We start from the raw sequence: 17143 nt of genomic DNA on the forward strand, positions 1-17143 counted from the left end.
CGCACATACGGCGGATTCCCGATCACCGCGTCGAACCCCGGATTCTCCGCCCAATCGCGCCGCGCCAGGTCTACGAAGACCTCCGGGAATTCCAGGTCCCAGTGGAAGAAGCGCTTCTCGGCCCACAGCGCCCGTGACCGCTCGACCGCGACCCGGACCTTCTCGGCCAGGGCACGCTCCCCGCGCAGCGCGGGCAGCACGTCCGCGCCATGCACGGTCATGAACTCGAAGGCCGCGCCGTGGTCTTTCGTCTTGCGTCCTTCGTCGAACCACTGGCTCACCCACAGGTCGAGCGCCTGCTTGTAGGGGGTCAGCGCGGCCTGCATGGCGGCGAACTCGTCCGCGCTCTGGCGCACGTCGGCCAGGGTGGTGTCGGCCCGGCCCGCGATCTCCAGCATGGTGGTGGTCAGGGCCAGCAGCCCGGCGAACGGCCCGCCCCACAGCGCCATCTGGCCGCTGTCGGTCGCGACGATGGCCGCCTCGACGGTGCGCACGTCGCTGCCGATCAGCGAGTTGCCCCAACGCAGGTGATGATCCAGGAAGCTGAGCGGCGCGCCCACGGTGAAGGAGTGCAGCCACAGGCTCAGCTTGGCCAGCTCCACGGCCATCGGGTTCAGATCCACGCCATAGATGCAGCGCTTCAGCACCAGGCGGGTCAGCAGGCTGGTGTCATCCAGCCGCGCCGCGTCCAGCCCGATCCCCTGCCGCGCCATCTCTCCCACGATCTCCCCGCGCACCCGTTCCACCGTCTGGCGGATCGGGTTCCACTCCCACGGCACGCCGGCATGGCTGTCGTGATACGCCTGCATGCGCAGGATGATGCCATCGGTCAGGAAGTCCACCGCGTTGACCAGGAAATGACCCGACCCCATGGCCGGATCGCAGACCTTGATCCCCAGGAACGCCTCGGCCGCGTCGCGCTCGGCCCCCGCGAGCTGACCGCGAAGCTGGCGGTTGGCGCCGGCGTCCAGTGTCTTGGCCAGCCGGCCGCGCAGCTCGGCGATGCGATCCATGGCCGCGGCGAACGCGGTCTGCCGGCCATCCAGCACCGGCCCCAACGTCTGCCGGACGATGTAGTCCACGATGTAGTCGGGGGTGTAGTAGGAGCCGGTCGCCTTGCGCTCGCCGCGATCGTTGACGAGGAGGACCTCGCCCCCCAACCCCCTCTCCTCTCCCGTAATCGGGAGAGGAGAGGGGGCCGGGGGTGAGGTGAGGGCCAGCTTGTTCTCCAGCAGCCCCTCGTAGATGCTGCCCAGGTTGCGCACGCTGATGTAGGCGTAGTCCACGGGCTGGCCGGCGTCGCGCACCAGGATGTCTACCGCGCGGGCCACGGCCCGGTCGCTGAGTTTGTGCCCGGCCAGGAAGCGGTTGTCGGGCGTGGCCGGGTTGAAGAGGCCGCCGTCGTAACGCGGCACGCCCAGGTCAGGATCGCCCTGGTCAATGCGGCGGAAGAGGGCCAGCAGGCTGTCGTACTGGCGGGTGGCGTGGGTGGCATCGCTGATCGCCAGGCCGCGATCTGCGCGCTCGGCCACCTGGCGCGCCATGCGCGTCAGGCTCTCCTCCCAATAGGCCGGGTTGGTGATGGGCAGCAGGTTGCGCGCCTCCGCGTAGAGCACGAAAAGCAGCTTGTAGAGCAGGCTCAGGCTGGCGCGGTAAACCTGTCCCAGGCTTTCGGCCGTCTCCTCGCGCATGCCAAGCTGCTGGCGGCGGTAGGCCACGAAGCCGCCGGCGATCTCCGGCATCACCTCGTCGAAGACCAGCTCCTTCAGCTTGTCGCTGATCTCGCGGGCGTAGGTAGCCGAGCCTGCATGGATGCGGCGGACGAAGCTACGGCCTTGCGCATCAGGCGTAAACGCGGCGCGGCGGAAAAAGAGCCAAAAGCGGCGGAAGGTGTCAACCTCTCCCCCCGGCCCCCTCTCCTGCGAGGAGAGGGGGAGGCAGATCGCCGCCAGGTCAACCTCGTAATACTCGCTGGCAGTGCTGCTGACCTCGCGGCTGTAGAGGCGCCAGATGCGGCCGTTGGTGAGGATGCCCCACGGGCAGCGGGTTCCCACCAGGTAGCCGACCATCTGGTGGCTGGGGTTGTTGTCGCTCTTCCAAGTGTCGCGACCGCTGGCGTCCTTCCGGCTGAGGGGCCGGCCCCAGTATTTCGCCTCGGCGATGGCCAGGCTGCGGCCGTAGAAGGGGTCATCGTCCCCCTGGTGGGGATACGCGGCGTTCTTGGTCGCTTCGTCGGCAAACAGGGCATAGTCGGGCCGGTTGACGCGGCCGCCCCGGCTGTTCTTGACCTGGGGGATGTAGCTCCAGCCCAACAGGGCCAGCATCGGCTTGATGAATTCGTCCTCGGTCTGTGCCTCGTTCCAGGCCGCGCCGTAACGCTGCGCCTTCTCCCACAACGCGGCCAGCGCCGCGAACGCCTGGGTCGGATCTTCCGCCCATTCGGGGTGCGCGGGCAGACGCGACTCCAGGTAGTGCAGCGAAAAGAGCGACTTGCCCGACGGCAGCAACGGTGGGTTCATGGAATCTGTCATGGGATTAGCGCCACCCTGACGTTGTAGCGGCGTGGAATGGTTCATAGCGCCCGGGCCCTGAGCAGTTACTTTTCTTTGGCCTTCCCGTGTACCGGGCGTGATTTCGAATCACACCCAAGCCTGATTGGCAGCAGACTCACTCTGTGCTAAAATACGAATGCCTTTTACCAAATTTCACCCATTCATCCCCCAGCGATCGGTACCATGCGCAAAATTAGCTATATTCTACTTGCCCTTCTCATTGCCTTGCTCGGCGCTTCGCTGCTGCGCAGCTCGCAGACGGATCCGCGGCGTGATGCCCTGCTCCTGTTCCTACTGGCGGGCCTCATCTTTGCCCTGGTTGCGCGACCGCCCGCGCCCTGGCCTGACCTGGTGGCGCGCCGGCACTGGCCGCGCTGGGCGTTCGGTCTGACCATCCTCAGCGTACTGCTGGCTGGGGTTGCCATCGTGCTCTTCTGGCAGGCGCCGCCCGGTGATCTGCAGTTCACTGGTTTGCCGTTGATCCTGTGGCTCGTCAGCATTCCTCTTTTCATCGCCGGCACCTGGGCCAACGGCAGTGAGGTGAAGGAACAACGGTCACGGCCTGAGTCCGCGCCCGCGCCAGACAGCGCCGACGTGCCGGATGCGGAGGCTACGCTGGATGCCGCGACCCTGGCGCTCCCCGCCCATGAGCTGTTGTCGCCCATCACCGCGCCGGACGTCGCGACCGCTATGATCCCGGACGCTGAGCCGGCGCCGCTGGCGCCCGCGCCTGCGGCCAGGCGATCGCTGCGCACCGCGCTGCGCACCTGGTTTTCCTCCCCGGAGATCATCGCTCTCATCATCCTGCTCCTCGTGGCCCTGTTCCTGCGCGTCTACCAGATCAACACCTTCCCCAATGGCTGTCAATCGGATGAATGCAACAACGGTATGGACGCGCTCAAGTGGCTGAACGGCCGGCTCTACACGCCCTACGCCGAAACCAACGAGGGCCAGGCCACGCTGTTCACCTACCTGATCGCCTTCATGTTCAAACTGGCCGGCGTCGGCATCACGCAGATGCGCCTGGTGTCCGCTATCGTCGCGACCCTCAGCCTGCTCGCCTTCTATTTCCTCGCGCGTGAGCTGTTCGACTGGCACATTGCCCTGCCAACCACGGCCCTCTTTGCCGTCAGCCGCTGGCATCTGACCTTCAGCCGCATCGTCTATGAACTGATCATGGTGCCGCTGGTGGAGAGCCTGCTCTTCCTCTTCTTGATCCGCGCCGTGCGCTATGGCCGGCGGCGTGACTGGGCCTGGACCGGGCTGATGCTGGCGCTGGGCATGAACACCTACACGGCTTTTCGTATCGTACCGTTCGTGGTGGGCATTTTCTTGCTCTACTGGCTGATCACGCACTGGCAGCGCTGGCGGGAGACCATCGAAGGCAGCCTGGTCATGGCGGCCGGCGGCATCGTGGGCGTGGCGCCGCTGGGCGTCTACATTATCCAACACTGGGCCGTCTTCATCGGCCGCACGCGCCACATCTCAGTTTTCAATGACATCGAGAACGCGGGCGGTTCGCTCAAGCCGTTGTGGGACAACCTGGACAAGGTCCTTTGGTCATTTCACTGGCGCGGCGACCTGGCCGCGCTCAACAACCTGCCCGGCGCGCCCCTGCTCGATGTCGTGGTCGGCGCGTTGGTCATCCTGGGCCTGGCCTACATGCTGCGCCATCTGTGGCGGCCGCTGCCCTTCCTCAGCTTCACCTGGATCATTATCGTGGGCAGCGTCGCGGTGCTCTCCGTGGCCCATGAAGCGCCCACCGCGCGCCGCCCCATCGGCCTGCTGCCCGTCATCTTCCTGTTGGTGGGCCTGGTCCTGGATCGTGCCTGGGATGTCTACCTGACCGCGTGGCGGCTGCCCAAGGCCGAACCGGCGCGCCGCGCGCGGCAACAGCGGGCGACCCAGCCTTTCCTGCTCGCCCTGCTGGCGTTGGTGCTGTACGTAGGCGCGGTCAACGCCGACACCTTCTTCAACAAGCAGGCCAAGGACCCGTCGGTCTGGCGCGCGTTCAGCGCGTCGGAGGCCGCGATCGGCGCCTATCTGCGTGACCTGCCGGCGAACGCCCAGGTCTACCTGTCGCCGGCGTTCGAGCGCCATTCGGCCGTGGAACTGATCAGCCGTCGCCGGCCCTACACCCTGCTCAACCTGGCCGAACATCTGCCGCTGCGCAGCGTCCAGGCCGAGGGCGATGTCGTTTATGTGATGGAAACCCTCGATCGGCGCCTGGTGCCGCTGTTGCAGCAGATCTACCCGGACGGCGCGGCCGATTATCATCAGGACCCCTTCGGCGCTTCGCTCTTCGTCAGTTACCGCGTTCCAACAGCCGCGGTGGCGCAGGGGCGCGGGCTGATTGCGCGCTTCTATCCCGCCGCCGCCGCCGGTGGTCCGCCCACCATCGAGCGCCGCGACACAGCGATTGATTTCGACTGGAAAACCACCGCGCCGCCGCTGCAAGCGCCCTTCTCCGTGCGCTGGCAAGGCGCGCTCTTCACCAGCGGCGGTTACGGCCAATACACCTTCGAGCTGACCAGCGACGGCGCGGCCGAGCTGTGGATCAACGACAAGCCCATACTGCAGATCACAGAGGCCGACAGCCAGCACACGCAGACCAAAACCATCACCCTGCCCGGCGGTTTTCAGGGCATCGCGCTGACCTACAACAGCGGCCAGCAGCCGGGCCGCATTCGGTTTTCCTGGAGCGGACCTGGCATCCCGGCCGGTGTGGTATCAGCCGACGCGCTCTATGCCCTGGAGATCGCCAACAGCGGCCTGATCGGTTACTATTACCCGACCGGCGACGCCAGCGGCCAGCCGGTGCGCATTCAGCACGACATCTTTGTCTTGCCCAACCCGGTGCTCTCAGAGCCGTACAGCATCGTCTGGCGGGGCAAAATCGCCGCACCGCAGAGCGGTCAGTACCTCTTTGGCGCACGGGCCGATGACGGCGCCCAGGTCTTCATCAACAAGACGCTGGTCGCGGACAACGGCGGCTCGCACGGCTCCGAGTATCGCGAGGGCAGCATCTTCCTGGATCAAGGCTTCCACGACATCGAGGTCAGGTATTGGCAGATCGGCGGCTCGCGCGACATGCAGTTGTGGTGGCAGCCGCCCGGCGGGGGCAAGGAGATCATCCCGCCCACCTACCTCTTCCCCATCGAGGACATGGTGCCGACGAACATTGTGCTGCCTGCCCCCCCAACCCCGGCGCCGCCAACGCCGCCAACGCCTGACGTGTCCGGCGGACAGCCGGCCGGCGCGGAGCCGCCGACCAGCGGCGGGCAGCCTCCGGTGGCCGCGGCCGGCCAGCTCGGCAGCCTGCCCGACCTGGCGCTGCCGGTTGTGTGGCAGAGTGGGGCTTGCGGCAGCGGCAATGGTCAGTTCAATCAGCCGCGCGGGGTCACGGTGGATGCCGAAGGCAATATCTACGTGGCCGACACGGGCAATCACCGCATCGTCAAGCTAGACAAGGCGGGCAAGTTCGTCAAGGCCTGGGGTCGTGAAGGCGAGGGCGACGGGCAGTTCATCGAGCCGTTCGACCTGGGGATAGCGCCCGACGGCACCCTGGTGGTGTTGGACTCGGTGCAGCAGCGCTTGCAGCGCTTCACCGCCGACGGTCAGTTCGTGGCCGCGTTTGGGGTGGAGAACACCTTCTACCGCCCGCGTGGCTTGTGGGTAGATGGACAGGGCGATCTGTGGGTGGCCGACACCGGCGGCATTCGCATCCTGCATCTCGATGCGGCCGGTCAGCGCCTGGCGCAGATCGGCGGCAAGGACGAACCCCCGGTGGGCCAGGGGCAGCCAACTGACGTGGCGGTCGGCCCTGGCGGCGACATCTGGGTGGTGGAGGCAACCAACGGCATCCTCTGGCACCTGGCCGCAGACGCCGCCATCGTCAAGTCGCTGGCGTTGACCCCGGCCGGCACGTTGGACGGACCGCACCTGGCGACGGGCGGCGATGGCCGTCTGTACGCCACCGATCCTGAGGGCTTTCGGGTCATCATCCTGGCGCCGGATGGCACGCCGGTCGGCCAATTTGGCGTGGAGGGCAACGAACCGGGTCAGTTCCGCAAACTACTGGGCATTGCCGTCAGTCCCTCGAATCAGGTTCTTGTTGTAGACGCCCCGGCTTGCAAAGTGACCGCGTTTGCGGTACAACCATAGCGCAGGGCGATTGGCGCCTTGCGCGGTGCAGCGACGTTGAACAAGCAGGAGGTGAGTGAGACATGGCACGGACTCGTGGTGCGCCGCCCATCAAGCGGCTGAAGAACATCGTGTACAGCAATCAATCGGGGATGGTCCTTGACCTCTACCCCGCCGCGCAACAGGCGCATGCGCCGGCGCCGACCGTGGTTTACGTGCATGGCGGCGCGTGGACAACAGGTAACAAGAATGGCGGCTACAGCCTGGAGCTGGCGCCGGCCATCACTGAGCGCGGCGGCATCTTTGTGGCTCTGAATTATCGGCTGGCGCCCGAATTCTTGTTCCCCGCGCACATCCAGGATGTGAAATGCGCCATCCGGTTCCTGCGCGCCCACGCGGTCAAGTATGGCATTGATCCGCAGCGCATCGCCATCATCGGCAACAGCGCGGGAGGGCATCTGGTTTCCCTGGCCGGCCTGACCGACGCCAGCGCGGGTTTCGACACCGATGAGTATGCACATCAATCGAGCCAGGTGCAGGCCGTGGTTGATCTGTATGGGCCGGCCGACCTGACCCCAATCTCAGCCAATTCGTACTTCCAGCGCCGCCTGCGCGCCGTGTTTGGTCGCGATCCAGACGCGCTGCGCCGCGCCAGCCCGGTTACCTACATCAAGGCCGGCGCGCCGCCCTTCTTCATCGTGCATGGCGAGCGCGACCAGACTGTGCCGATCGCCCAATCTGTCGCCTTGCAGGCCGCGCTGCAGGCGGTGGGCGGCCAGGCCACGCTGCTATCGGTCAGGAATGCCGGCCATGCCCTGGTTTCCGTCGGCGGGCCGATCAGTCCCAGCCAGGATCAGGTCAACGCGGCGATTGTGGAATGGCTGGGCGCGAAACTGCAATTTGCGGGCGGCTGAAAGCGCAGCAGTTGCCCATCCTGCACACCAGCCCGAACAGGATTGATAGGATGAATCATGCCAAAGAAGAAATTACCGCTTGATCTCAAGCTGGCGACCATGAGCGAAAGTGCGCCGGAGAAGGGATCATTGCTGCGTGACCCGCGGCTCTACATCAACCGCGAGCTGAGTTGGATCGAGTTCAACCGGCGGGTGCTGCAGGAGGCGCAAAATCAGGATGCGCCCCTGTTGGAGCGCATCAAGTTCCTCTCCATCTTTGGCTCCAACCTCGACGAGTTTTTCATGATTCGGATTTCGGGCCTGCGTGAGCAAGTTGCCGCGGGCGTGACTCAGCGCACCCCAGACGGTATGACTCCAACCGAGCAGTTGGAGGCGATTCGGAAAGCCCTGCTGCTGCTGTTGGACGAGCAGACGCGTGTGCTGGCCGAGGACCTGGTGCCCAAACTGGCCGGCCAGAGCATTCGCCTGCTGAACTACGATGATCTGACGCCGGCCCAGCGCGCGGCCTTGCGCACCTACTACGAGCGCGAGGTGTTCCCGGTGCTCACGCCCCTGGCCTTCGATGCTGCGCACCCCTTTCCGCGCATCTCCAACCTCAGCCTCAACCTGGCGGTGCTCATCAATGATCCGGAGTACGGCGAGCGTTTCGCCCGTGTCAAGGTGCCATCGAACCTGGCGCGGCTCATTCCCCTGCACGAACTGGCGCCGTTGACGCGGGCGCAGGACGGCTCCACGTCGCATCCACACCGCAGTATGGCTTTCGTCTGGCTCGAGCAGGTGATTGCCGCCAATCTCTCCGACCTCTTCGTGGGGATGGAGATCATGGCGTGTTACCCTTTCCGTATCATTCGCGATACCGACATCGAGATTCAGGAAGATGAAGCCGACGACCTGCTGTTGACCATCGAGCAGGGCATTCGCCAGCGCCGCTTTGGCAACTGCGTGCGTTTGGAAATCGGCGCCGGTATGCCGGAGCGGGTACGGAACACCCTGCTGGAAAAATTGCAGCTCGATCCTGGCGCGATCTACACCAGCAACGGCCCCTTGGGGCTTTCCAGCTTGATGGAACTGCACGGCCTGGATCGCCCCGACCTCAAAGACCGCCCGTTTTCCGCGGCCGTGCCGGCCATCTTCAGCAGCGAGGAAGACATTTTTAGCGCGATCCGGCGGCAGGACATCCTGTTGCATCATCCCTATGACTCTTTTACCCCCGTGATTGATCTGATTCGCACCGCCTCCGAAGACCCCAACGTGCTGGCGATCAAGATGACCCTTTACCGGGTGGGCAGCCGCTCGCCCATCGTCAACGCGCTGATGGAGGCGGGCGAAAACGGCAAGCATGTGGCCGTCCTGGTCGAGCTAAAGGCGCGCTTCGACGAAGAGAACAACATCGTTTGGGCGCGCGCCCTGGAACGCTCCGGCGTACACGTGGTGTACGGTGTCCTGGGCTTGAAGACGCACTGCAAGCTGGCGCTGATCGTGCGCCGCGAGCGCGACGGCATCCGCCGCTATGTCCACCTGGGCACCGGCAACTACAACGCGACCACGGCCCGCATCTACACCGACCTCGGCCTGCTGACGTGTCGTGAGGACATTGCCTCGGATGTCTCCGACATCTTCAATTTCCTGACCGGTTTTTCCAATCCGAAGTCCTACCGCAAACTGGGCGTGGCGCCGGTATCCTTGCGCGACACCATCCACGACATGATTCGTAACGAGATCAAGTATGGTAAGGATGGGCTTCTCATTTTCAAGGTCAATTCGCTGCTCGATCCGGCCATGATCGAAGACCTCTACCGGGCTTCACAGGCCGGCGTGCGCGTGAACTTGATCGTGCGCGGCATCTGCTGCATTCGGCCCGGCCTGCCCGGCGTCAGCGAGAATATCCGCGTCATCAGTATCGTCGGCCGCTTTCTGGAGCACAGCCGCATCTACTACGCGCGCAACAACGGCGACGAACTGATCTACCTGAGCAGCGCCGACTTGATGCAGCGCAACCTCGATCGCCGCGTAGAGACGCTCTTTCCCGTCGAAGATCCGACCATCAAGACGGTCATCCGCCAGCAAATCCTCGATCTCTGCCTGGCCGACACCGTCAAGGCGCGTCAACTCAACCCGGACGGCGCCTACACCTGGGTCAAGCCCGATAGCGAGCATCCGCTGTTGGACTCACAGCACTCGCTGCTCTACAATCGCAGCCCAATGGTCACGTATTGAGGAAAGTGCGAAGCAGATTCTCGATGAGGGCGAGCATGCAGCAAATCCTGGTAGGTCTTCTACTTGGCTACGGGCAGATTTCTCCCCAGCGCGCGGCGATGACGGCCATGTCGGCCGCATCTATCACCAGGTTGTCGTCCAGGTCGTAGCGCGGGTCCCAGGCTGGCGTCTGCGGCGTTTCACCCCAATGCGCCGCTACCTGTGCGACATCAATCACCGTCACACTGCCGCTGTGGTCGAAGTCCAGCTCCGCGCAGATGGGTGGCGGGGGTGGAGGCCGCATCTCCAGGCTGCGGCAGGTGTCCGCGGCGCACCCCTTCAATAGAGACAACCACGCGGCCAACTGGGCCAGGGTGGTCGGGTCGGCGCTGGCGGCTAGATTCTCCAACTCGAAGGGATCATTCGCCAGGTTGTACAGCTCGCGCTCGCCGGTATCATACTCGATGTATTTCAGGTCTGCCGTGCGCAGGCCGCTGTAGAACAGCGGGGCGCTCTGAAAGCGCGGCGAGTCGAAAGGATCGGGTGGCTCGCCCAGGGGATCACGCAACCCATGATGATCGCCCACATACTGCTCGAACAGCAAAGCCTGCCGCCAGGCCGCGGGCGGACTCCCACCCAGCAATGGCAGCAGGGAACGTCCGTCTGTGTACGCTGGGATTTCAATCCCGGCAATGTCGGCCAGGGTCGGCGCCAGGTCTACGATACTCGCCAGGTAAGGTACGGTTTGGCTGATCGGCGCCTGCGGGCCGCGCACGAACAAGGGTACGTGGATATCTTCCTCATAGCCCAGGTATTTGCCGGGCAGCAAACGGTGTTGACCCATGTGGTAGCCGTTGTCGCTGGTGAAGAAGATGTAGGTGTTGTTCAATTGCCCGGTCGCTTCCAGGGTTTCGACCAGGGCGGCGATGGTTTCATCAACCGCCTGCATGGACTGCAACCACAGGCGGTACTGGTCGTCAATCTGCTGCACCTCCTCAGGCGTCAGCAGGGGCAGGTTCTGAATCCACTGTGGCTTATCGCTGACGTCGAGTTCGTTGAACGACGGCGGGCGCGGCGCCAGCGTGTCGGTGAAGAGCGTGGTGTGCCGCGGCGCGGGCGTGGATGGCGTGTGCGGGGAGAATGACGAGAAATAGGCAAAGAAAGGCTCTCCGCTGGTGACGGTGCGGGTGATGAAACTCAGCGCTTGGGTGGTCAGCACATCCTGCAGATAATCTGCCGGATCGCTGCCATAGGCGACCAGCGTGCCATTTTCGTTCAGCGTATAGTTGAACTGATTGTAGCCGGGCGCGGTGGGGGACGGGCTGTACCATTCGCCCCACCCCGGCGGGATGTAGTTTGACGGGCTGCCATACGGATAGCGATTGAGATATTTGCCAAACAGGGCGGTGCGATAACCGACGTCTTGCAGGCGCGTGGCGATGGTGTCGTTTTCCAGACCCAAATCACGGAAGGTCTCGAAACCACCGGTCGGCGGCGGCCCGTTGGTGTAGACGCCGTGGTTGTGTACGTACTGACCACGCAGCAGGGACGCACGCGAGGGGCAGCAGATGGAGGCGTTGACGAAGAAGTGGGTAAAGGTGATGCCTTGCCCTGCCAACAGCGCCTGCAGGTGCGGCATGGTAGTCACAGTATCCAGATCGAGATCGAGATCATCGGCCAGGATGAACACGATGTTGGGCAGCCCAAGTGGTTGCGCTACCCGGGCCGTCACGGGGCTGGCATCCCGCAGCCCAGCGGGCGACACGGTCGGCACAGGCATAACACTGCCAACCAGCAGCGCGAGTATGAGCAAAATCGTCCTGTATGCCAACAGGATACCTCCAAGTAGGATGTTCAGCAGATCATCAATGAGCGCGGGCATACAATAGATCCTGGTAGGCTTTCTGCCAGTCAAGGAGCATTCTGTACGCTGAGCGCCAGGCCAGCCAATCGTCCTCTTCAGTCGGTGTAGCTCGGTTCTGCAAGTGGGCTGTAAACTGCTCGAATTCCATCCCGTGTTTACGTTCGAGTCTACGTACGCGACGCCGATAATAGACTAACTTGGCGCGCACAGCCGACAATGCCAGTTCCCACAAGGCTTCCTCAATCGTGGTGTAGCGTTGTTGTGCAACCAGAGTCGTCGCGACTTTGTCCAGTACGACGGTCGAAGAAATTCCAAGTGCCATAAACAGAATCCTTTGCTTCGAAGAACTTCACGGTTCATTCTTCCGGCGTGCGTCCTACACAAGCAGCTGTCATTTTAGCGCATTCATGGCGCATTGACCAATCATGCTCCCGGCTAATCCCCGGCTAACCCCCGGCTAATCCCCGGCTAACCCCCGGCTAAGGGAGGCGGCCCAGGTCAAAACTACAGACCGCCTCCTGCCCTAATGCGTCGGGTCGCTCACGTCGAAGATCAACAATCCGCCTACGCCGTCAGCGGCGTAAGCCAGGCTGCCGGCCACGGCAACACCCCAGGCATAACCCGGCGTAGGGTCTTGCATGGTACACCGGGCGGATCGGTTGCTCGCTCATCATTATGGCACTTCCCGGTGTCATTGTCAACGGTGTGCTCGCTCAGGAATGAGAATTTTTTAACTGTCCAGTTCCGAGCAAATTCTGAGCATACAGACAGCACCAAAGCGGACACTTATTTAATTCTCATTCCTCAGAACACAAGCCCAACTGAATACTCTCGACCCGCCCGGGCAGGCTGCGTGGGCCCATTTCTCGGCGGAATTGACAGGGCACACGAAGGAGTGTATAGTCAATTCACTGTCTGTTCATCTCCAACCAAGACCGGGGGGGCCGGTTCGCTCCGGGGGCGGCAATTGTTCCCGCCCGGGCTCTTACTTTTCGCCAGACACTATCGAAAGAATTGGCGCCAATGGGGCAACGAAGTAAGTAAAGTAAATGAAGTAAATGAAGTAAATGAGGAAGGGGGTGGGGGGGTCAATACGGCTAACCCATTTGCAGAGGGTGTTCTTCAACCGATGGCGCTAGAACCATCTGCTTCGGCTAACATTGTTCAACTCCTGCTGGATCGCGTTCGAATAAGATGGGTGCAGCTATACGACGAAGCCGAAACGGTCATCATCAGTAGCTTGCTTTTCCGAACGAATCGGTGAGCAGGAAGTGAGGGGTGAATGAGCACCATTCTGATCGTTGACGATAACGAGCAAAATCGTTACCTGTTGCGCTTGACGCTGATTGCGTCCAGTTACGAGGTGCTGGAAGCCGGCAACGGCGTGGAAGCGTTGGCGTTGGCTCGCCGCGCCCGCCCCAACCTGATCATCTCCGACATCCTCATGCCCCAGATGGACGGCTTTGCGCTGTGCCGCGAGTGCAAGCGCGACGAGCAGTTGCGCGCGATTCCCTTCGTGTTCTACACCGGCACCTACGCCGACCCGCGTGACGAGGCCCTGGCGCTGCAATTGGGCGCGGCGCGCTTTGTCATCAAGCCCGTGGAAAGCGAGGAGTTCATCGGCATGGTGCGCGAGGTGTTGCAGGCGCAAGCGCACGGGCAGTTGACCGCGCCGCAACCGCCGCAGACAGAGGAAACCGCCTTATACCAGCTCTATAATCAAGCGTTGGTCCGCAAACTCGAAGACAAGATGCTCGAACTGGAGCAGGTCAACCGCACGCTGGCAGAGAGCGAAGAACGCTTTCGCCGCCTGACCGAGACCACCTCCGCTGCCATCTTTATTTTTCAGGACGAAACGATTGTGTATGCAAATCGGGCTTGCGAGCTGCTCTCTGGCTACTCGAAGGCAGAACTCCTGTCCATGCCTTTCATGCAAGTCGTTCACCCTGCTCACGAGGATTCCGTACGCCAGCGCATTCTTGCGCATCGCCAGGGTAAACCAACGCCGACAGGTTTCGAATTTGGTTTCCTGCACCAGGACGGTTCGGAACGCTGGGTTCATTTCACTGGCGGCCCGATCGAATGGTATGGGAAGCCGGCCATCATCGGATCCGCCACTGACATCACCGAAGGCAAGCGGGCAGAAGAAGAGACGCGCTTGCTGCAAACCGTCGCCCGAGGCATTGGCGAGGCGGAGGACCTGAATGGCGCGCTGGCGTTCGTGCTGCAGCACGTCTGCGAAACGACCGGCTGGGTGATGGGCGAGGCCTGGTTCCCCAGCCGCGACGGCGCCCGTCTGGAATGTCACCCCGTCTGGCACAGTCGCGCGCCGGGCTTGGAGGAGTTTCGCCAGGTCAGCCAGAGTTTTGTCTTCGCACCGGGAGAAGGCCTGCCGGGCGCAGTGTGGTTCGCGAAAGAGCCGCTGTGGATCGAGGATGTTGGCGCAGCCGCGAACTTTCCGCGCCGCACGGCGACTCTCAACGCCGGACTGAAAGCCGCGGTTGGCATTCCCGTTCTCGCCCTGGGGCAGGTCGTTCTGGTGATGGATTTCTTTCTGCGAGAACCGCGCGCGGAAGATCGGCGCATGGTAGAACTGATTGCGACGGTGGCGGCGCAGGTCGGCTTGTTGATCGAGCGCAAACAGGCGCAAGATGCGCTCCGTCGCAGCGAAGAGCACTTCCGCGTACTGATCGAGAACGCTTCCGACATCATCACCGTTCTGGACCAGGATGGAACCATCCGCTATGGGAGTCCTGCCGTTGAGCGAGTGCTCGGCTACCGACAGCAAGAACTGATGGGCACAAACACCTTCGAGCTTGTTCACCCGGACGATCTGCCGCGGGCACTGGATGTTTTCCGGCGTGGGCTTTCCCATTCCGGCGTCGTCAGCGAGGCGGTCGAGCTGCGTTGTCGGCACAAAGACGGCTCGTGGCGCATGTTGGAGGCGCTTGGGCGCAGCCTGGTGGACGAATCGGGTCAGACAATCGCCGTGATCCACTCACGCGACATCACCGAACGCAAACAGCGCGAACGCGAACTGGAAGCGCAGGCCATGCTGGCGCAGGCCGTGGGTGAAACGCCCGAGCTGCAACCCCTGCTGGAACGGCTGCTCCTGGCTGCCCGCCATGCCATTCCCGCTGCGGAGAAGGGCAGCGTTTTGCTGGTGGAACCCGATGGCCGTTTGCGCGTTCGCGCGCTGAGCGGCTACGCCGATCCACGCTTGCATCACTTTTATTTTGCCGGCGATTCGGGCTACGCGGCGCTCACGGCTCGCGAACAAAAACCGCTGCTCATCACCGATGCCCGCACCGATCCCGCGCACGCGTTACGACGGCGACATCGAGGAGGCGCTCGCCATTCAGAGCGCGGTTACCGCGCCGCTCGTCATCCAGAAGCGCGTCATCGGCGTTCTTACGCTCGATGCCACGCGCCCGGCCGCATTTTCTGATGAGGAGCTGAATCTGCTCACCCGGTTCGCCGCCTCTGCTGCCCTGATTATCGAGAACGCCCGCCTGTTCGAGGATGCGCGCCGCCGCGTGCAGGAGTTGACCGCCGTCCATCGCACCGGGCAAGATTTGTTGCATCTGCGGACGCCCGAGGAACTCGCGCAGCACCTGGTTCACATTCTGGAAAACATGCTGGGCTATGACTATGGCGGTGTGCTGCTGATTGACCCGTCCCGCGGCGTGCTGACGCCGTTTGCGGTTATCAACCAGGACAGGGAGATCGAAATCATGGCCGCGGACGAGGCACACCTGGCCGCAAGGGAAACCCAGATCGGACAGGGAATCACGGGGTGGGTGGCGCAACACGGGCAGAGCGTGCGGCTGGACGATGCGCCCGCGGATCCACGCTACTTTGCCCTGTGGGAAAACAATCGCTCGGAACTCTGCGTGCCGATACGGGTGGGCGATGCCGTCCTTGGGGTGATCAATGTCGAATCTCCACGGCCGGCGGCCTACAGCGAAAACGATCAGCGCGTACTCGAAACGGTGGCGGCCCAAATCGGCGTGGCGATTCAGAACGCCCGGCTCTATCAGCAGGCCCAGCAAGAGATTGCGGAACGCAAGCGAGCCGAAGCCGCGCTGATCGAGAGCGAGCACCGCTATCGCAGCCTGTTCGAAGGGGTGCCGATCGGCCTTTACCGCACGACGCCGGATGGCCGCATCCTCGCCGCCAACCTGGCCCTCGCGGAGATGCTGGGGTATGCCGACCCAGGGGCGCTGCTGGAGGTCAATGCCGCCGACCTTTTCCTGGACCCTGACCGGCGCGTGCGGCAGAAGGCGCGACTGGCGCAAGAAAACGTCATACGCCAGGACGAGATCCAGTTGCGCCGTCGCGACGGCCGGATCATCTGGGCGCGAGACACGGCGCACGCGGTCCGCGACGAGGTTGACGGTATCCACTTCGCCGAGGGCAGCCTGGAAGACATCACCGAGCGCAAACGGGCCGCGGATGAAATCCGCCAGCTCAACGCCGTGCTGGAGCAGCGCGTGGCCGAACGCACGGCCGAGCTTTCGGAGGCGGCCACCCGGCTGCAGGACGCCAACGAGCGGCTCAAAGAGCTGGATCAGCTCAAGAGCCAGTTCATTGCCAACGTTTCACACGAGCTGCGCACGCCCTTGACCAACATCAAGACCCATCTGCACCTGCTGGAGCGCGGCAAGCCGGAGAGGCATGCGCACTACATGACCACGCTGCAGAGCGAAACGGATCACCTGGCACGCCTCATCGCGGATCTGCTGGACATCTCGTGGCTGGACCAGGGCACGAATCGCATCAATCTGACGGACGTGGACGTCAACCGGGTCATGGTAACGCTGGTGGATGCGCGGGAGGTGTTGATCAGGCAGGCCGGTCTGACGCTGGAGGTCCTGCCTCAGCCGCAATTGCCCCCGGCGCTGGCCGACACCAACCGCCTGATGCAGGTATTGACCAATTTGATCGCCAACGCGGTGAACTACACACCGACGGGGGGCAGCATCATCCTGAGCAGTGCGCTGCAACAGAAGGACGGTCGCCCCTGGGTCACCCTGACGGTGGGGGATACCGGGCCGGGTATCATCCCTGAAGACCAGGCGCACATCTTCGAGCGCTTCTACCGCGGCGCGGCCGCACGGCAGCGCAACGTCCCCGGCACCGGCTTGGGACTGGCAATCTGCCGTGAGATCATGCAGCGCCAGGGGGGCCAGATCACGCTGGCGAGTCAGGTGGGGCAGGGCAGCGCTTTCACCGTCTGGCTGCCACCGGCTGGCGCCGTCGCCGGTCAAGGCTGACCTGAAAACAGCATCCCCGCCACCCGTAGGTCACGCCTCCGGCGTGACGACGCTGTCGGCGATAGAGCACAGTTTCCTGATGGGAAGACTCTTAACGCCAAGACGCCAAGACTCTTAACGCCAAGACGCTAAGACGCCAAGAATGATGACCCGTGTGCCCTCTTCCCCCCTTCTCCTCTCCCTGTGCGGAGAGGAGAA

The 17143-nt window shown here is 63.4% G+C and carries 8 protein-coding genes and 1 pseudogene; 5 read left to right on the top strand and 4 right to left on the bottom strand.

The window, feature by feature from the left end:
- Window positions 1-2519: pseudogene (locus IPF85_RS20555) on the bottom strand (restriction endonuclease); the annotation flags it as partial.
- Window positions 2520-2735: 216 nt separating this feature from the next.
- Between IPF85_RS20555 and IPF85_RS20560 the strand changes: the two are divergent.
- The 3 genes from IPF85_RS20560 to ppk1 all read left to right on the top strand — a co-directional run bounded on the left by IPF85_RS20560 (window position 2736) and on the right by ppk1 (window position 9826).
- Window positions 2736-6716, top strand: coding sequence for a PA14 domain-containing protein (locus IPF85_RS20560; RefSeq protein ID WP_343409932.1), 3981 nt, complete (start codon window positions 2736-2738; stop codon window positions 6714-6716).
- Window positions 6717-6778: 62 nt separating this feature from the next.
- Window positions 6779-7609 carry an alpha/beta hydrolase gene (locus IPF85_RS20565; RefSeq protein ID WP_343409933.1) on the top strand — a complete coding sequence of 277 codons (831 nt, stop codon included), beginning with the start codon at window positions 6779-6781 and terminating at the stop codon, window positions 7607-7609.
- 57 nt (window positions 7610-7666) lie between these two features.
- On the top strand, window positions 7667-9826 hold the full coding sequence (ppk1, locus tag IPF85_RS20570) for a polyphosphate kinase 1 (RefSeq protein WP_343409934.1): 2160 nt from the start codon (window positions 7667-7669) through the stop codon (window positions 9824-9826).
- Between the two features lie 67 nt (window positions 9827-9893).
- On the opposite strand, the gene IPF85_RS20575 is transcribed toward ppk1, so the two are convergent.
- The 3 genes from IPF85_RS20575 to IPF85_RS20585 all read right to left on the bottom strand — a co-directional run bounded on the left by IPF85_RS20575 (window position 9894) and on the right by IPF85_RS20585 (window position 12309).
- A complete protein-coding gene (locus IPF85_RS20575; protein ID WP_343409935.1) occupies window positions 9894-11687 on the bottom strand; it encodes a sulfatase-like hydrolase/transferase in 1794 nt (597 codons plus the stop codon).
- Window positions 11671-11991 (bottom strand): hypothetical protein, encoded by a 321-nt coding sequence (locus IPF85_RS20580; RefSeq protein WP_343409936.1) that lies wholly within the window; start codon window positions 11989-11991, stop codon window positions 11671-11673. Before IPF85_RS20580 ends, IPF85_RS20575 begins: the two co-directional genes overlap by 17 nt.
- A gap of 201 nt (window positions 11992-12192) precedes the next feature.
- Window positions 12193-12309, bottom strand: a complete 117-nt coding sequence (locus IPF85_RS20585; protein WP_343409937.1) for a hypothetical protein — start codon at window positions 12307-12309, stop codon at window positions 12193-12195.
- A gap of 642 nt (window positions 12310-12951) precedes the next feature.
- Here IPF85_RS20585 and IPF85_RS20590 point away from each other — a divergent pair.
- On the top strand, window positions 12952-15117 hold the full coding sequence (locus tag IPF85_RS20590) for a PAS domain S-box protein (protein WP_343409938.1): 2166 nt from the start codon (window positions 12952-12954) through the stop codon (window positions 15115-15117).
- Window positions 15056-16945 carry a GAF domain-containing protein gene (locus IPF85_RS20595; RefSeq protein WP_343409953.1) on the top strand — a complete coding sequence of 630 codons (1890 nt, stop codon included), beginning with the start codon at window positions 15056-15058 and terminating at the stop codon, window positions 16943-16945. Before IPF85_RS20590 ends, IPF85_RS20595 begins: the two co-directional genes overlap by 62 nt.
- Window positions 16946-17143: the final 198 nt, after the last annotated feature.

Origin of the sequence: Candidatus Amarolinea dominans, from assembly GCF_016704685.1 — a bacterium.
GTDB lineage: Bacteria > Chloroflexota > Anaerolineae > SSC4 > Amarolineaceae > Amarolinea > Amarolinea dominans.

What these genes read in the sequence shown, in the direction of transcription:
- IPF85_RS20560 (WP_343409932.1), top strand. Translation starts at nt 2,736, where the DNA reads ATGCGCAAAATTAGCTATATTCTACTTGCCCTTCTCATTGCCTTGCTC.
- IPF85_RS20565 (WP_343409933.1), top strand. Translation starts at nt 6,779, where the DNA reads ATGGCACGGACTCGTGGTGCGCCGCCCATCAAGCGGCTGAAGAACATC.
- ppk1 (WP_343409934.1), top strand. Translation starts at nt 7,667, where the DNA reads ATGCCAAAGAAGAAATTACCGCTTGATCTCAAGCTGGCGACCATGAGC.
- IPF85_RS20575 (WP_343409935.1), bottom strand. Translation starts at nt 11,687, where the DNA reads ATGCCCGCGCTCATTGATGATCTGCTGAACATCCTACTTGGAGGTATC.
- IPF85_RS20580 (WP_343409936.1), bottom strand. Translation starts at nt 11,991, where the DNA reads ATGGCACTTGGAATTTCTTCGACCGTCGTACTGGACAAAGTCGCGACG.
- IPF85_RS20585 (WP_343409937.1), bottom strand. Translation starts at nt 12,309, where the DNA reads ATGCAAGACCCTACGCCGGGTTATGCCTGGGGTGTTGCCGTGGCCGGC.
- IPF85_RS20590 (WP_343409938.1), top strand. Translation starts at nt 12,952, where the DNA reads ATGAGCACCATTCTGATCGTTGACGATAACGAGCAAAATCGTTACCTG.